The organism is Burkholderia sp. AU32262 (genome assembly GCF_020419985.1).
Classification (GTDB): domain Bacteria; phylum Pseudomonadota; class Gammaproteobacteria; order Burkholderiales; family Burkholderiaceae; genus Burkholderia; species Burkholderia semiarida.
The window spans coordinates 48,910-64,843 of record NZ_JAIZRS010000022.1 but is presented as its reverse complement, the minus strand read 5'-3'; the positions used below and the strand labels follow the sequence as shown (position 1 = coordinate 64,843).

Below are 15,934 nucleotides of genomic sequence, written 5' to 3'. Positions count from 1 at the left end.
TCCATGCCATTTCTACATGAATCACGCGCGCCGACGCCCGGCAGGCCGGCCGAACGCCGTTGCCGCCCTTACAATACCCGCTCCGTCTCACGACACGACCATCGAGCCATGACCCGAGATCCCCGCCTCACCCTCAACGCGCGCCAGCAGGAATTGCTCGAATGGGTGCAGCGCGACGGCTTCGTGACCGTCGACGATCTCGCCGCGCACTTCGCGGTGACGCCGCAGACGATCCGCCGCGACGTGAACTGGCTCGCCGACCTGAACCTGCTGCGCCGCTACCACGGCGGCGCGAGCCTGCCGACCAGTTCGGAGAACGTGTCGTACACGGCGCGCCAGCGGATGTTTCATGACGAGAAGCGGCGCATCGCGGCGCTCGCGGCGTCGCACATCCCCGACCAGGCGTCGCTGTTCATCAATCTCGGCACGACGACCGAGGAAGTCGCGCGCGCGCTGAACCGCCATCACGGGCTGCACGTGATCACCAACAACCTGAACGTCGCGTCGATGATGAGCGGCTACCCCGACTGCGAAGTGCTGATCACGGGCGGCATCGTGCGGCCGTGGGACAAGGGCATCGTCGGCGAGCTCGCGATCGACTTCATCCGCCAGTTCAAGGTGGACTACGCGATCATCGGCACGTCGGCGATCGAGGCCGACGGCACGCTGCGCGATTTCGACACGCGCGAGGTGCGCGTCGCCGAGGCGATCATGCAGCATGCGCGCACGGTCTACCTCGTGACCGATCATTCGAAGGTCGGCCGCCCGGCGCTGGTGCGCCAGGGCCACCTGAGCCAGGTGCACGCGCTCTTCACCGACAAGCCGCTGCCGCCCGACATGGCCGACACGGTCGCCGCCGCCGGCACGCAGGTGTACGTCGCGGAATGACGGTCGCGATGCTGCACCGCACCTGAAACTTCAAGTGAAATCAAGAAGTTGGCGCCGCGCGCGAACCGCTTGTGGCATGCGCTTCTGTCAAACGGAAAATTAACGGGGCACGATTTGTCGTTGCCCGCGCGCTCGACTAGACTCCAGTTCCCCGGCCCGTTCGCCGATCCGCCTGTGCCAGGGCGGTGCGAATCGCAGGCCGGCGAATGCAGCTTTTCCCCCCAAGCCATACCCTCGCGGGGTATCGCGCGGCGGCGTGTACGCCGGCCGCGCGGGCAGTCCGATTGCCATGGAGAGAACGATGCTGAGTCCGCATGAATTCGCCACGCTCTTGCTTGTAAAGGACGCGCCTGATCAGCGCGACATGGATCGGGATGAACTGGACATCCTGCTCGAACAACAACTCGTCCGCCTGGAAGGGCTCGGCTCGGGGCGCAAATACTGCGTGACCGAGACCGGCGACGCCGCGCTGCGATCCATCAAGTACCGCTATTCGTAAGCCCGCTGTTCCCGACCTGACCTGATCGCGCGGCCGGATTCCGGCCGCGCGGTCATTCTGCCTCCCGCCTGCCCGTCGCCGCCGCCGGCTTCAGCCGCCGCGCAGCGTCGGATCGACCGCCGCCCGCCAGCTGATGGCCTGCGCGCGTGCGCCGTTGAAATACGCGATCCAGCCGGCGCGCGCCGCCGCGTCGGGCGCCGCATAGTGGGTCGAAAGTTCGTTTACGAACGCACAATAGTTCGCTTCGGTCAGCCCGCGATACCGTTTCGCGACGTACGCGTCGTACAGCGTCGAGTACACCGGCTGCGCGTCCGCGCCCCAGTCGCGCGCCGCGCCGCCGCACGACGTCTGCAGGTCGACGAACGACGGCGCCCGCCAGTTGCCCGCGAGCGGCGGCGTCCCCGCGCCGCATCCCGCCAGAAGGACGGCGCACACGCCGGCCCACATCCCAATACGCATGATTCACCTCGCGAAACGGTCGATTCCGTCAGTATCGTCCGGGATCGCGTCGCACGCTACTGGCCCCGCTTTTTCGAACTTTACTTTTTCGATTTCGTTCGTTAAATTTCGAATTCGAACATTTCGTGTTCGCCCCATTTCAACAGACGATAAGGACAGCAGGTGACCCAACCGAATCGCTACGATCTGCTCGTCGTCGGCGGCGGCATCAACGGCGCGGGGATCGCGCGCGATGCGGCCGGCCGCGGCCTGTCGGTCATGCTCTGCGAACAGGACGACCTCGCGTCGCACACGTCGTCGTCCAGCACCAAGCTGATTCACGGCGGCCTGCGTTACCTCGAGTACAACGAGTTCGGGCTGGTGCGCAAGGCGCTGCAGGAGCGCGAGACGCTGCTGCGCGCGGCGCCGCACATCATGTGGCCGCTGCGCTTCGTGATGCCGCACATGCCGAACCTGCGCCCGGCCTGGCTGATCCGCATCGGCCTGTTCCTCTACGATCACCTCGCGAAACGCGAACTGCTGCCCGGCTCGCGCGGCATCGACATGCGCCGCCATGCGGCCGGCGCGCCGTTGATCGACTCGATCAAGCGCGGCTTCGTGTATTCCGACGGCTGGGTCGACGACGCGCGCCTCGTCGTGCTGAACGCGATGGATGCGAAGGAGCGCGGCGCCGAGATCCTGACGCGCACGAAGCTCGTTTCCGCCGAGCGCCGCGGCGACGAGTGGGAAGCGCGGCTGCAGCACGCCGACGGCTCGATCCGCGTCGTGCATGCGCGCGCGATCGCGAACGCGGCCGGCCCGTGGGTCGGCGACGTGCTGCACGGCGCGCTCGGCCGCGGCGCGCATCACAGCGTGCGGCTCGTGAAGGGCAGCCACATCATCACGCGCCGCCTGTTCGATCACGATCACGCGTACATCTTCCAGAACCCGGACAAGCGGATCATCTTCGCGATTCCGTACGAGCACGATTTCACGCTGATCGGCACGACCGACGTCGAGTACACGAACGATCCCGCGAAGGTCGCGATCGATCGCGACGAGACGCAGTATCTGTGCGATTCGATCAACCGCTACTTCAAGCGCAAGATCTCGCCGGCCGACGTGCACTGGACCTATTCGGGCGTGCGTCCGCTGCTGGAGGACGAGAACGCGGCGAACGCGTCGGCCGTCACGCGCGACTACCGCCTCGAGCTCGACGACGGCGCCGGCGCCCCGCTGCTGTCGGTGTTCGGCGGCAAGATCACGACGTTCCGCAAGCTCGCGGAAGAAGCCGGCGACATGCTGTGCCGTGCGCTCGGCCGCGACGCGAAGCGCTGGACGGCCGGCGTCGCGCTGCCGGGCGGCGACATCGCGGACGCGAAGTTCGACGTGTTCGCCGGCGCGTTCGCGAAACGTCACCCGTGGCTGCCCGCCGCGCTCGCGCGCCGCTATGCGCGTGCGTACGGCACGCGTGCGGAACGCGTGGTGGAAGGCGCGAAGTCGCTCGCCGATCTCGGCGCCGAAATCGCGCCGGGCATCCACGACGCCGAGCTGCGCTACCTGCGCGACGCCGAATGGGCGACCTGCGCGCAGGACGTGCTGTGGCGCCGCTCGAAGCTCGGCCTGCACGTCGCGCCCGGCACGCTCGATGCCGTGACCGCCGCGGTCGACGCGTGGTTCGCCGCCGCGCATGCGCCGCACGCGTGACTCGAACGCAAATTGCAGTTGCAGTTGCCTGACCGACGTTGATTCACCGACGCGCCGCCCCATGCGGCGCGCATCACAACTAAGCCGATCCACGGATGGAGATGAGAGACATGCAGGACCAGTACATCCTCGCGCTTGACCAGGGCACCACGAGTTCCCGCGCGATGCTGTTCGATCGCCAGGGCAATATCGTATCGATCGCCCAGAAGGAATTCGAACAGATCTACCCGCAACCCGGCTGGGTCGAGCACGACCCGCAGGAAATCTGGTCGACGCAAGCCGGCGTCGCCGCGGAAGCCGTCACGCGCACGGGCCTGAACGGCACGTCGATCGCGGCGATCGGCATCACCAACCAGCGCGAAACGACGATCGTCTGGGATCGCGAGACGGGCCAGCCCGTCTACAACGCGATCGTGTGGCAGGATCGCCGTACCGCCGACTTCTGCGACTCGCTGAAGAAGCAGGGCCTCGAAGCGAAGGTGCGCGCGAAGACCGGCCTGCCGATCGACTCGTACTTCTCGGCGACGAAGATCCGCTGGATCCTCGACAACGTGCCGGGCGCGCGCGACAAGGCGCGCCAGGGCAAGCTCGCATTCGGCACCGTCGACAGCTGGCTCGTGTGGAACTTCACGAAGCACGAGCTGCACGTGACCGACGTGACCAACGCGTCGCGCACGATGCTGTTCAACATCCATACGCGCGAGTGGGACAACGAGCTGCTCGAACTGCTCGACATCCCGCGCAGCATGCTGCCGGAAGTGAAGGCGTCGTCGGAGATCTACGGCCACACGAAGACCACCGTGTTCGCATCGAAGATCCCGCTCGCGGGCATCGCCGGCGACCAGCACGCGGCGCTGTTCGGCCAGATGTGCACGACGTCGGGCATGGTGAAGAACACCTACGGCACCGGCTGCTTCCTGATGATGAACACCGGCGACAAGCCGATCGAGTCGAAGAACAACCTCGTCACGACGATCGCGTGGCAGATCGGCGACGACGTGCAGTACGCGCTCGAAGGCAGCATCTTCATCGCGGGCGCGGTCGTGCAGTGGCTGCGCGACGGCGTCGGCCTCATCAAGACGGCCGCGGAAATCGAAGCGCTCGCCGCCAGCGTGCCGCATACCGACGGCGTGTATCTCGTACCCGCGTTCGCCGGCCTCGGCGCGCCGCACTGGAACGCGCGGGCGCGCGGCTCCGTGTTCGGCGTCACGCGCGGCACGAGCGCCGCCCATCTCGCCCGCGCGGCGCTCGATGCGATCGCGTACCAATCGCTCGACGTGCTGGCCGCAATGGAAGCCGATTCCGGCATCAGCATCGGCGAGCTGCGCGTGGACGGCGGCGCGAGCGCGAACGATCTGCTGATGCAGTTCCAGGCCGACCTGCTCGGCGTCGACGCGGTGCGTCCGCAGATCACCGAGACGACCGCGCTCGGCGCGGCCTACCTCGCGGGCCTCGCGATCGGCTACTGGAAGAACCTCGACGAAGTACGCGACCAGTGGCAGCTCGATCGCCGCTTCGCCCCGTCGATGCCCAAGGAGCAGGTCGAGCAGCGCATGGCCGGCTGGCAGCGTGCGGTACGCGCCGCGAAGGCATGGGCCGACGACACCCAGTAACCCGAATCAATCCAGACGAAATACAACAACACCGGCGGACCGCGCGATGCGCGAGTCCGCCGTGACATACGAGAGACAACCATGTCACCTTATATTGCGGAATTCATCGGCACGGCGATCCTCGTGCTGCTCGGCAACGGCGCGGTCGCGAACGTGCTGCTTGCCAAGACCAAGGGCAAAGGCGCGGACCTGATCGTGATCGTGATGGGCTGGGCGATGGCGGTATTCGTCGCGGTCTACGTGACCGCGTCGTTCAGCGGCGCGCACCTGAACCCGATCGTCACGATCAGCCTCGCGCTCGCGGGCAAGTTCGCGTGGTCGAAAGTGGGCGGCTACGTGCTCGCGCAGATGCTCGGCGGGATGGCCGGCGCGCTGCTCGTGTGGCTCGCGTATCGCCAGCACTTCGCGAAGGAAGCCGATGCGGACCTGAAGCTCGCGGTGTTCTGCACGGCGCCCGCGATCCGCAGCACCACGCACAACGTGCTGACCGAAGCGATCTGCACGTTCGTGCTGATCCTCGGCGTGCTGTATCTCGCGTCACCGCAGGTCGGCCTCGGCGCACTCGACGCGCTGCCCGTCGGCCTGCTGGTGCTCGGCATCGGCATCTCGCTCGGCGGCCCGACCGGCTATGCGATGAGCCCCGCGCGCGACCTGTCGCCGCGCATCATGCATGCGCTGCTGCCGATTCCCGGCAAGCGCGACAGCGACTGGCGCTATGCCTGGGTGCCCGTCGTCGGCCCGCTGCTCGGCGGCGCCGCGGCAGCCGGGCTGTATCTGCGCCTGCACGCGATGGCCTGATCGCCGTTTGAACGAAGCGCGCGGCCTTCCCTGCCGCGCGCTTCACGCCCCTCCTTTCTTCTGCCGGTCATTCACGGCCGTCACCAGCGATTTCAGCTTCACCGCGACGTCCGCGACCGCAGCCGGCGTCACGTCGATCCCGCGTTCGACCAGCATCCTCGCCACGCGCATTTCCTTCACGAATCCCGCTGCACGGCCGAAGCCGCTCGCCGCGACGAGCCGCGCGAGCGCATCGAAATGGAAATGGATTTCCGCATCGTCGCCGAGCACGCGCGCGACCGACTGCACGCCGAGCGCCGGCTCCCCGGCCACCTGCAACTGCGCATCGTATTGATCGGACCAGAACCACGGTATGTCGCGATAGGGTTCGCCCGCGCCGAGCATGTTGCGGGCGACGACGTGCGCCTGCGTGTCGGCGCCGTGCCACGTTTCCTGTCGAATCGGCAACCCCGATAATGCGCTCGGAAACACCGCGACGTCGCCGGCCGCGTAGATGCCGCGTGCCGACGTCTCGAGCTGCGCGTTCACGACGACCCCGCGCTCGACCGCAAGGCCCGCATCGCGCGCCAGCTCGTCGGCCGGCTCGATGCCGATGCCGGCCACGACCGTGTCGGCCAGCAGCGTGTCGCCGTCGTCGAGCACGACGGCCAGCGCACCACCCGAGGTCCGCTCGATCGCCACCGGCTTGCGGTTCAGGCGGATCGCCACGCCCTGTTCGTCGTGCAGCGCATGCACGCGCGTCGCGATGGCTTCCGGCACTGCCCGGCCGAGCAGCCGTGGCGCCGCATCGAGCACGGTCACGCGGCAACCGCGCTGCCGCGCCGACGCCGCGACTTCGAGTCCGATGAAGCCGCCGCCGACCAGCACGATCCGTGCGTCGGGCACGAGCCGCGCGCCGAGCGCGGCCGCATCGTCGAGCGTGCGCAACGCGACTACGCCGTCGAGCGCCGCACCGGGAACGGCAAGACGGCGCGCACGGCCCCCGGTGGCCAGCAGCAGCGCGTCGTAGCCGAACACGTGTCCACCGGCCACGCGTACTTCGCGTGCATGCGGATCGATGCGCTCGACGGTCGCGACGACCCGCTCGATGCGGTCGGCCGCCCACGCCTCGGCGTCGCGCAACCGGCATTGCGCCGCGCTACGGTCGCCCGTCAGCACGCCCTTCGACAACGGCGGCCGCTCGTACGGCGGATGCGGCTCCGCGCCGATCAGCACGATGCGCCCGCGCCAGCCGGACGCGCGCAGCACCTGCGCCGCGCGGCCGCCCGCATGACCCGCGCCGACGATCGCCATTACCCGGTCGTGGCTCATCGCGTCACACCTCGATCAGGATGCGGCCGTCTTCGATCTTCGCGCGGTACGTGCGCAGCTTCTCGCACGCGGGCGCGGACAGCGGCCGGCCGTCGCGGACGTCGAAGCGACCGTTGTGCTTCGGGCATTCGATCACGTGATCCATCACGAACCCGTCCGCGAGATGTACGTGCTCGTGCGTGCACAGGCCGTCGCTCGCGTATACCTGGCCGTCGATCCGGTAGATCGCGTACGTGCGGCCTGCGTGATCGAAGCGCGCGACGTCTTCGTCGTCGATGTCGTCGAGCGCGCCGGTGTCGATCCATTGCGTCATGGGGTGTGTCTCCTTCGTCGGGATGGTCGGTAGCTGTCATGCGCGCGCGGCATCGGGCACCGGCCGCACGACGTAATCGGACGGATCGCGCGTCTGCCGGATCAGCGCCGGCACGATCTCCGCATACGCGGCGAGCGTGCTGCGGTACGGCGGCGGCATGTCGGCCTTCACGGCTTCGTGCAGCTTCGGCAGCGCATGGAACGGCACCATCGGGAACATGTGGTGCTCGACGTGATAGTTCATGTTCCAGTACAGGAAGCGGAACACCGGATTCATCATCACGGTGCGGCAGTTGCGCCGGTGATCGAGCACGTTCTCCGGCATGCCCGCGTGCTGCGTGAGGCCGAAATACAGGTACAGCCATGCGCCGTAGAGGCTCGGCAGCCCGATGTAGAGCAGCGGCAGGATCGTGTGCCAGTACATCGCGGCGCCCGCCACGAGCGCGTAGATCGCGAGATGGATGCGCGACTCGCGCACGACCTTCGGCCATTCCGATTCAGGCACGTAGGTGCGCTCCTCGTCGTCGAGCCGGCCGGTGACCGACGCCGCGATCATCTTGCGCAACTCGCCGGCCACGTGCTTCAGCGCGACGACGTTCAGCACGAGTGCGAGCCAGTCGGTCGGCTTCGGCGCGGCGATTTCCGGATCGCGCCCGACGACCAGCGTATCGGTGTGATGGCGCGCATGACTCCAGCGCCACGCGGTTGCGCGGCGGAACACCTGGAACGATGCGAGCTGGTACAGCGCGTCGTTCATCCAGCGCGTGCGGAACGCGGTGCCGTGCCCGCATTCGTGCCAGCGCGAATCGGCCGGGCTGCAGTAAAGGGTGCCGTACACGAAGAACGCCGGGATCGCCCATGCCGAATGCGCGTGCCACGCCAGCCACGCGAGCGCGCCGCTGATCGCGATCGCCGCGTACCAGATCAGCGTGTCGCGAATCGCACGGGCGTCGCCACGCTGCATCAACTGCTTCATCAGCGGCCGCGGCACCGCGCACCGGTACCACGCGGCGTTGACGAGCCCGGCCGCGTGCGCGCGCTCGCCCGCGCCGCCGATCATTCGGTATTCCTGACGGCGCGCCGCGTTGCGCTTGCGTGCCGGGTCGTCGGTAGGGGCCACGTCTGTCTCCTGGGGTTCTTGTGCGATGCAAGCGCGACACGCGCTGCCATGGAATCAAAATTAGGCGCCCGGCTTCCGCTGCTCAATCGAAACGTTGACGAAATTTCGCCATCGCTTTAGCGTTCGGCAACGCCACGCGATCGATGGCGCCTATCACGATGGAGACGACCATGGCAGGAGAATCCGGGCCGCGCTGGCGCAAGCGCACCGCGCGCTTCGACGAGATCGCGGCGCTCGCCGGCGTCAGCACGACGACCGTCGACCGCGTGCTGAACGAGCGCGGCAGCGTCTCCGCGCAGGCGCGCGAACGCGTGGTGGCGGCCGCGCGGGAGCTCGGCGTGCCGCGGCAGCTGCCCGACACGCGGCACGGGCTGATCCACGTCGACGTACTGCTGCCGGACACCGACGCGCCGTTCTTCCGGCGGTTGCAGCAAGCGCTGCAGCGCTCGCTGCAGATGCTCGACCGGCACGTGGTCGTGCACCGGACGATCGTGCCCGCCGCGGACGACGCGCGCGCCGCCGCGCTGATCGAACGGCCCGCGTACCGGCGCGCGGCGCTGATCGTCACCGCGCACGACACGGCCCGCATGCGCGGCGCGCTGGCCGCCGCGATCGCGCGGGGCGAGACCGTCGTCACGATGGTCACCGACATCGGCGGCATCGACCGCGCGCACTTCGCCGGCATCGACAACTATCGCGCCGGGCGCACGGCCGGCTACTACATCGGCCGTCTCGCGGCGCGCCCGGGCCGCGTGCTGCTGCTCGGCGGCCGCATGGGCTACCGTGCGCACGCCGACCGGATGGCCGGCTGCCGCGACCAGCTCGCCGACGCGTTCGCCGCCGTGCGCTGCGACGACGCGCCGGTCGAGACGCTCGACCAGGACGACCGCTGCTACCGCGCGGTGTCGAAGGCGCTGCAGGCGCACGACGACGTGGTCGCGATCTACAACAGCGGCGCCGGTTCGGCCGGCATCGAAGCGGCGCTGCGCAAGGCCGGCGCGATCGGGCGCGTCGTATGGATCGGCCACGAGATGATCGATCTGCACCGCACCTTCATCGAAGCCGGTGCGATGGATCTCGCGATCGACCAGGATCCGGACGGGCAGGCGATTTCCGCGCTGCAGCACGTGCTGCATGCATGCGGCATCGTCGAACAGCCGCCGCCGGACGACCCCGTCGAATTCCGTGTGTTCTGTCCGGCGAACGTGAGGACGAGCGCGTACCTGCAGCCGTGAACCCGCCGCACGGCATGCGGCATGCGGCGTGCGGCCCGGCGCGTGCATGCGTCGAAAAAATCGATCGCCGCATTGGCGATTTTTCGTCAACGTTTGTCATGCAGCCCGCGCCGCGCGTCCGTACATTGGCAGCCATCCACGAACAACGACGGACAGGAGACGATGGCTGAACCGATCCTCATCGGCGTGAATTTCGACGGCGTGCTCGAACACGACGGGCTGCCGCCGCCCACGCCCGCCGAGCGCTTCCGGATGGTCGCCGCCGCCGGCGTGTTCGACTACGTCGAAAAGAACCCGGTGCGCGGCGTGGACCTGTCGCCATATTTCGCGCTGGTCGAGCGCCACGCGCTGCCGATTCGCGTGATCGGCGGCATCTGGTGCGCGGGCCGCGACGAAGCGCATGTCGCCGAGATCGTCGCGGCGGGCGCGCGGTTCGGCAGCACGGTGCTCAACTGTCAGCTGTTCGCGCATCACGCGGACGGCCATCCGCTGTCGGATCGCGAAGTCGCCGATTTCTACCTGCGCGCCTATGCATGGGGCGAACCGTCCGGCTGCCTGCCGAGCCTCGAAGTGCACGTCGACATGTGGAGCGAGGATTTCGCGCGGGTTGCACGCGTCGCGCGGCATGTCGAGCAGGCCGGCGCGCCGTTCCGGATCACGCTCGATCATTCGCACCTGCTGTTCAAGATCGGCAATCGCGCCGAACTCGACGCATCGGGCCTGCACGAATCGGCCGACGGCGGCCGCGCGATGCTCGACCCCGCATCGCCCGCCGCGATCTACGCCGACTGGATCGCGCGCGGCTGGGTCCGGCATGCGCATGCGCGCAGCGTCGCGCCGAACAACCCGGACAATCGCTGGATGCGCCGCGCGGACGGCCGGCCCGGACGCGGCATCCAGTACCCGTTCGTCGCGCCGCCGCCGGGCGCGTACCACGGCGAATGGCGTGCCGAGTCGCTCGATCCATGGAAAGCCGCGCTGCGTCAGTTGCTGCAGGCGCGGGTGCAGGCCCATGCGCAAGCGACACCGCTCGAGCAGATCAGTTGCGAATTCATCCCGTTTCCCGACTACGGCGGCGGCGCGCGCTATTCGATCTTCGACAACAACGTCGCGTGCGCGCACTGGCTGCGCGACACGTGGCACGCACTCGCCGCGCGCGCCGGCGCCTGATCCGAACCCGCCCCACTCAAGCCCCAAGGACAGAACGATGACGCAAGCCTTGCACTTTTCGCTGAACCGGATGAGCGCGCCGCGCTTGCCGCTCGACCGCTACGTCGCGCTGTGCCGGCGCCTCGGCGTCGACACGATCGAGATCCGCAACGATCTCGACGGCGTCGAACTCGCCGACGGCACGCCGGCCGCCGCCGTCCGCGCGACGGTCGAAGCCGGCGGCGTAACGATCCTGACGATCAACGCACTGCAGCGCTTCGAGCAGTGGAATGCCGAGCGCGCCGACGAGGCGACCGTGCTGGCCGACTACGCGGCGCAATGCGGCGCGCAGGCGCTGGTGCTGTGCCCGACCAACAGCCGCACCGACACGCGCGACGGGCACGCCCGCCACGCGGATCTCGTCACGGCGCTGAAGGCATTGAAGCCGATCCTCGAAGCCCGCGGCCTGCTCGGCTTCATCGAGCCGCTCGGTTTCGAGGAATGCGCGCTGCGCCGCAAGTCGGACGCGGTGAAGGGCATCTACGCGGCGGCGGGCGAACCGGTGTTCCGGCTCGTGCACGACACGTTCCACCATCACCTCGCCGGCGAGGACGTCTTCTTCCCGAACCTCACGGGCCTCGTGCACCTCTCGGGCGTCGAGGAAGACGACCTGCCGGTCGAGCGGATGCGCGACGGCCACCGCGTGCTGGTCGGCCGCGCCGACCGGCTCGGCAACGTCCGCCAACTGCGCGAGCTGCTCGCGCGCGGCTACCGCGGTGCGTTGTCGTTCGAGCCGTTCGCGAACGAGATCGCCGAAGCCGACGACATCGAGGAGCGGCTGCGGGCAAGCCTCGACTACGTGCGCGGCGAGCTGGCGGATCGCTGAGCGAACCGTCGCGACGGCGTGCGGCCCACGCCGGTCGCGCATCGGCAAGACAAGAAAATCCACGGGAGAACGGAATGATCGAATTCGCCTTGTTCGGCGCGGGCAGGATCGGCAAGATCCACGCGGCGAATCTCGCGCGCCATCCCGGCGCGACACTGAAGTACGTGATCGACCGGCACGCGCCGTCGGCGGACGCACTCGCTCGCGCGCACGGCGCGCAGGCAACCGACGTCGAACGCGCGCTGGGCGACGCGTCGGTGCGGGCCGTCGTGATCGCATCGAGCACCGATACGCACGCGGACCTGATCGTCGCGGCCGCGAACGCGGGCAAGGCCGTGTTTTGCGAAAAGCCGGTCGACCTCGCCGTCGAACGCTCGCGTGCATGCGCGGACGTCGTGCGGCGCACCGGCGTGACCTGCATGATCGGCTTCCAGCGCCGCTTCGACCCGACCTTCGCGGCGCTGAAGGCGCGCGTCGAGCGCGGCGAGATCGGCGCGCCTGAAATGCTGGTCGTCACGAGCCGCGACCCGGGCGCGCCGCCGGCCGACTACCTCCGCAGCTCGGGCGGCATTTTCAAGGACATGCTGATCCACGACTTCGACGTGTTCCGCTGGATCCTCGGCGACGAAGCGCACACGCTGCATGCGACGGGCAGTTGCCTGACCGATCCGGCCGTGCGCGACGCCGGCGACATCGATTCGACCGCCGTGACGATCCGCACGCGGCGCGGGCTGCTGTGCCAGATCAACACGTCGCGCCGCGCGGCGTACGGCTACGACCAGCGCTTCGAACTGCTCGGCAGCCGCGGGATGCTGCAGGCCGGCAACGTGCGGCCGACCGAGGTGAGCGCGTGGCTTGCCGGCGGCATCGCGACGGACGTGCCGGAGCCGTTCTTCCTGGAACGCTACCGGCATGCGTACGCGGCCGAGATCGCGCACTTCGTCGACGCGTTGCGCGACGGCACGCCGGTCAGGACGACGATCGACGACGGGCTCGCCGCGCTCGAACTGGCCGAAGCCGCGATGACGTCGTGGAAAACGGGGCGGGTGATCGAGCTGTGACGCCGCGAACGGCGGCTGCGATCCGGGCAAGCGGACCGCGGCCGCCGCGCGAACGGCGGCCGTCCGGCACAACCTGCCGCACGGCACGGCCGCATCGGGCAAATTTGCCGCCACGTCGCGCGGCGTGCGCGTGAAAGCACGTATGATGGCGAATCGATCGGCTTCGCCGATATCCCGCGTTTTCATCACCATGCTCGATCACCTCATCTGCGACTGCGACGGCGTGCTCGTCGACAGCGAAGTCATCGCCGACCGCGTGCTGCTCGACACGCTGTCCGCCACGTTCCCGAACCTCGATTTCGAAGCCGCCGCGAAGTCGGCATTCGGCCAGCAGACGTCCCGCTTCCTCACCGGCATCGAAGCCCGCTTCGGGGTCGAGATGCCCGCCAACTTCATCGAGACCGTCGAGCACAACATCGAAGTCGCGCTCGCGCAATCGCTCGCGCCGATCAGCGGCGTGCGCGACGCACTGCTGAAGATCACGCTGCCGGCCGCCGTCGTGTCGAACAGCCGGCTCGCGCGCGTGCGCAGCTCGCTGAAGCGCGCCGCGCTCACCGAGATCTTCGGCGAACGCGTGTTCAGCGCCGAACAGGTCGCGCGGCCGAAGCCCTACCCCGACGTGTACCTGCACGCAGCGCACACGCTCGGCGTCGCGCCGGCGCGCTGCGTCGTCGTCGAGGACAGCATCTCGGGGCTGAATGCCGCGCGGGCGGCCGGGATGAAGACGATCGCGTTCGTCGGCGCGAGCCACATCCCCGACAACTACGCGGACGCGCTGCGCGCGATGGGCATCACGCGGATCATGCGCAGGATGGACGAACTGCCGGCGCTCGTCGAAGCCGGCATGCGCGGCGAATTCGGCGACGTGCAGTCCTGATCGTCATTCGGGCCGGTTCGGGTCGATCCGGCCGCGCCACGGGCGCGCGAACGCGCCCGCGTTTCCTTCCGCTCAGGCCGGCTCGCAGCAGCGTTCGCGCGCGGCGGCCAGCGCCTCGCGGAACGCGACGAGTTCCGCGATCGTCAGCATCGGCAGCCCGTGCCGTTGCGCGAAGCGCTCGACATCGTCGCCGCGCGTCATCGTGCCGTCCGGATTCATCAGCTCGCACAGCACGCCGGCCGGCTTCAGGCCCGCGAGGATCGACAGGTCGACCGTGCCTTCGGTGTGACCGCGGCGCGCGAGCACGCCGCCCGGTTGCGCACGCAACGGAAACACGTGGCCGGGGCGCACGATGTCGTGCGGCTTCGCGCCGTCGGCGATCGCCGCGCGGATCGTCGTCACGCGGTCGGCCGCCGACACGCCGGTGTGCACGCCTTCGCGCGCCTCGATCGACACGGTGAACGCGGTGCCGTTGCGGCTTTCGTTGGTCTGCACCATCGGCGGCAGCTCCAGCGCACGCACCGTGTCGTCGGTCAGGCACAGGCACACGATGCCGCTGCACTCGCGGATCAGCAGCGCCATCGTCTCGGGCGTGATGCGCTCGGCGGCGACGATCAGGTCAGCCTCGTTCTCGCGGTCGTGGTCGTCCTGCAGCACGACCGCGCGGCCCGCGCGCATCGCGTCGAGCGCGGCGGCGATACGCGGCGGCACCGGTTCGGAATCCAGCAACGGGAGATCGGCAAAGGCGTCGGCAGGCGCCGACGAAACGGACATCAAGGACATGTGAAACGCTCCTCGCAAAGACGATTTGGGCGAAAAACGTTTCAGGGCATTGCAAACAGACAGAACGACAACCCGCTTCGCACGCACGGCGAAGCGGCCCTGACGGACATGACTATCTGCACATCTTCTCTCATCCGGACTGTGACCGTCGGCTCTGGCATTCGACCAGATCTGCTGACCCCGCGCGAAATGCGCGGGCGCTCGCGGGCTCGCCGGCTTACGCCAGCCTACCGCCGGTGGGGAATTTCGCCCCGCCCTGAAGACGCACTGATTGCCGGACGGGAACGCCCCGTGACCGGCGGGCCAAGCATACAACAGCCGCACACGACGCGCAGCGAATGACCGGTAAAACCTTACTGACGACCCCGTCTAACGGCATCGTCCGAACGGCCGACGCGCGCACGCAACGCCTCCCGCGAAAACCGGGAACCGCAGCGCTCGCGCCGCGCGGCCCGCGCGATCAGTTGGCGGCCGCGTGCGCCGCGTCGGGCACGAGCCAGCGCGGCGGCACCTCCGGGCTCACCGTCACGCGGAACGCACGCGCTTCGCTGTCGCCCGGGTTGCGCAGGCTGTACGGCTGATCGGCGTCGAACACGATCGCGTCGCCGGTCGCGAGCAACTGGCGGCGATCATGCACGCTGACTTCGAGCGTGCCCTCGCTGACGACGAGATTGACCGTCGTGCCCGGTGCGCGGCGTGCGCCGGGCTCCGTATGCAGCGGCGCGATCCGCAGCTCGTGGAATTCGGCCGCGGCCGGCTCGCCTTCCGGATACAGCGCACGTGCCGAGAAGCGGCCGTTCGAGCTGACGACGCGCGACGCGCGCTCGGCCGCCAGGTGCTCGAAACCGTTCACCGCATGGCGCCGCAGGAACGCGGCGACCGACACTTTCAGCGCCGCGGCGATCTTGCAGAGCACCTTGATCGACGGCACGCTGCGCGCCGATTCGATCTGCGCGAGCATCGCCCGCGACACGCCGGACAGCCGCGCGAGCGCATCGAGCGACAGTTGCCGCTCGGCGCGCAAGCGCGCGAGGTTCACGCCGACGACCTGCTCGAGCGCGTCGAGCGATGCGGACGCGCGCAAGTCGGCGCCATTGCCGGACTCGAAGGAAGACACGTCGCGCACGAGCGCCAGGGATGAAGACATAGCATTGCCTCCGGGCCGCCGCGCGGCCCTGCGTAGGGGGTAAGCCGGAATCGGAATCGGGTTGCGCCGGTCGTGGCGCGTATCGAAACGCTATCACCCGGCCTTGCACG

General features: G+C 68.8%; 16 protein-coding genes and 1 riboswitch. Of the genes, 10 read left to right on the top strand and 6 right to left on the bottom strand.

Annotated elements, in window-relative coordinates:
• The first annotated feature begins 108 nt into the window (after nt 1-108).
• Nucleotides 109-888: a DeoR/GlpR family DNA-binding transcription regulator gene (locus LGN10_RS24410; RefSeq protein ID WP_034208319.1), complete on the top strand. Its 780-nt coding sequence runs from the start codon at nt 109-111 to the stop codon at nt 886-888.
• A gap of 301 nt (nt 889-1,189) precedes the next feature.
• Nucleotides 1,190-1,387, top strand: a complete 198-nt coding sequence (locus LGN10_RS24405) for a hypothetical protein (RefSeq protein ID WP_006477892.1) — start codon at nt 1,190-1,192, stop codon at nt 1,385-1,387.
• A gap of 90 nt (nt 1,388-1,477) precedes the next feature.
• Here LGN10_RS24405 and LGN10_RS24400 read toward each other — a convergent pair whose 3' ends face one another.
• Nucleotides 1,478-1,846: a hypothetical protein gene (locus LGN10_RS24400; protein ID WP_059643011.1), complete on the bottom strand. Its 369-nt coding sequence runs from the start codon at nt 1,844-1,846 to the stop codon at nt 1,478-1,480.
• Between the two features lie 162 nt (nt 1,847-2,008).
• Here LGN10_RS24400 and glpD point away from each other — a divergent pair, with 162 nt between their 5' ends.
• The 3 genes from glpD to LGN10_RS24385 all read left to right on the top strand — a co-directional run bounded on the left by glpD (nt 2,009) and on the right by LGN10_RS24385 (nt 5,943).
• Nucleotides 2,009-3,532 (top strand): glycerol-3-phosphate dehydrogenase, encoded by a 1,524-nt coding sequence (gene glpD, locus LGN10_RS24395; protein WP_059643008.1) that lies wholly within the window; start codon nt 2,009-2,011, stop codon nt 3,530-3,532.
• 110 nt (nt 3,533-3,642) lie between these two features.
• Nucleotides 3,643-5,145, top strand: a complete 1,503-nt coding sequence (gene glpK / locus LGN10_RS24390) for a glycerol kinase GlpK (RefSeq protein ID WP_226225294.1) — start codon at nt 3,643-3,645, stop codon at nt 5,143-5,145.
• Nucleotides 5,146-5,226: 81 nt separating this feature from the next.
• Nucleotides 5,227-5,943: an MIP/aquaporin family protein gene (locus LGN10_RS24385; protein WP_011546148.1), complete on the top strand. Its 717-nt coding sequence runs from the start codon at nt 5,227-5,229 to the stop codon at nt 5,941-5,943.
• A 42-nt stretch (nt 5,944-5,985) separates the two neighbouring features.
• Here LGN10_RS24385 and LGN10_RS24380 read toward each other — a convergent pair whose 3' ends face one another.
• The 3 genes from LGN10_RS24380 to LGN10_RS24370 are packed head-to-tail and all read right to left on the bottom strand — an operon-like array spanning nt 5,986 to nt 8,686.
• On the bottom strand, nt 5,986-7,254 hold the full coding sequence (locus LGN10_RS24380) for an NAD(P)/FAD-dependent oxidoreductase (RefSeq protein WP_226225261.1): 1,269 nt from the start codon (nt 7,252-7,254) through the stop codon (nt 5,986-5,988).
• Nucleotides 7,255-7,258: 4 nt separating this feature from the next.
• Nucleotides 7,259-7,567 carry a non-heme iron oxygenase ferredoxin subunit gene (locus LGN10_RS24375; protein WP_059578663.1) on the bottom strand — a complete coding sequence of 103 codons (309 nt, stop codon included), beginning with the start codon at nt 7,565-7,567 and terminating at the stop codon, nt 7,259-7,261.
• 36 nt (nt 7,568-7,603) lie between these two features.
• Complete coding sequence (locus LGN10_RS24370; protein WP_089465116.1) at nt 7,604-8,686, bottom strand: fatty acid desaturase family protein; 1,083 nt, start codon at nt 8,684-8,686, stop codon at nt 7,604-7,606.
• Between the two features lie 170 nt (nt 8,687-8,856).
• On the opposite strand from LGN10_RS24370, the gene LGN10_RS24365 reads away from it, so the two are divergent.
• The 5 genes from LGN10_RS24365 to LGN10_RS24345 all read left to right on the top strand — a co-directional run bounded on the left by LGN10_RS24365 (nt 8,857) and on the right by LGN10_RS24345 (nt 13,894).
• Entirely contained in the window at nt 8,857-9,921 is a 1,065-nt protein-coding gene (locus LGN10_RS24365; RefSeq protein ID WP_226225260.1) for a LacI family DNA-binding transcriptional regulator, read from the top strand.
• Between the two features lie 162 nt (nt 9,922-10,083).
• Nucleotides 10,084-11,091: a xylose isomerase gene (locus LGN10_RS24360; protein WP_226225259.1), complete on the top strand. Its 1,008-nt coding sequence runs from the start codon at nt 10,084-10,086 to the stop codon at nt 11,089-11,091.
• A 37-nt stretch (nt 11,092-11,128) separates the two neighbouring features.
• Nucleotides 11,129-11,956, top strand: coding sequence for a TIM barrel protein (locus LGN10_RS24355; RefSeq protein WP_226225258.1), 828 nt, complete (start codon nt 11,129-11,131; stop codon nt 11,954-11,956).
• Between the two features lie 74 nt (nt 11,957-12,030).
• Nucleotides 12,031-13,017, top strand: a complete 987-nt coding sequence (iolG, locus tag LGN10_RS24350; protein ID WP_124658664.1) for an inositol 2-dehydrogenase — start codon at nt 12,031-12,033, stop codon at nt 13,015-13,017.
• Between the two features lie 190 nt (nt 13,018-13,207).
• Nucleotides 13,208-13,894 (top strand): HAD family hydrolase, encoded by a 687-nt coding sequence (locus LGN10_RS24345; protein WP_059578675.1) that lies wholly within the window; start codon nt 13,208-13,210, stop codon nt 13,892-13,894.
• A 72-nt stretch (nt 13,895-13,966) separates the two neighbouring features.
• Here the strand turns inward: LGN10_RS24345 and ribB are convergent, their stop codons facing one another.
• Both ribB and LGN10_RS24335 read right to left on the bottom strand, forming a co-directional pair.
• Entirely contained in the window at nt 13,967-14,677 is a 711-nt protein-coding gene (gene ribB / locus LGN10_RS24340; protein WP_012329192.1) for a 3,4-dihydroxy-2-butanone-4-phosphate synthase, read from the bottom strand.
• A gap of 118 nt (nt 14,678-14,795) precedes the next feature.
• Nucleotides 14,796-14,945, bottom strand: a riboswitch (FMN riboswitch).
• A gap of 192 nt (nt 14,946-15,137) precedes the next feature.
• Nucleotides 15,138-15,824 (bottom strand): helix-turn-helix domain-containing protein, encoded by a 687-nt coding sequence (locus tag LGN10_RS24335; RefSeq protein WP_059578678.1) that lies wholly within the window; start codon nt 15,822-15,824, stop codon nt 15,138-15,140.
• Nucleotides 15,825-15,934: the final 110 nt, after the last annotated feature.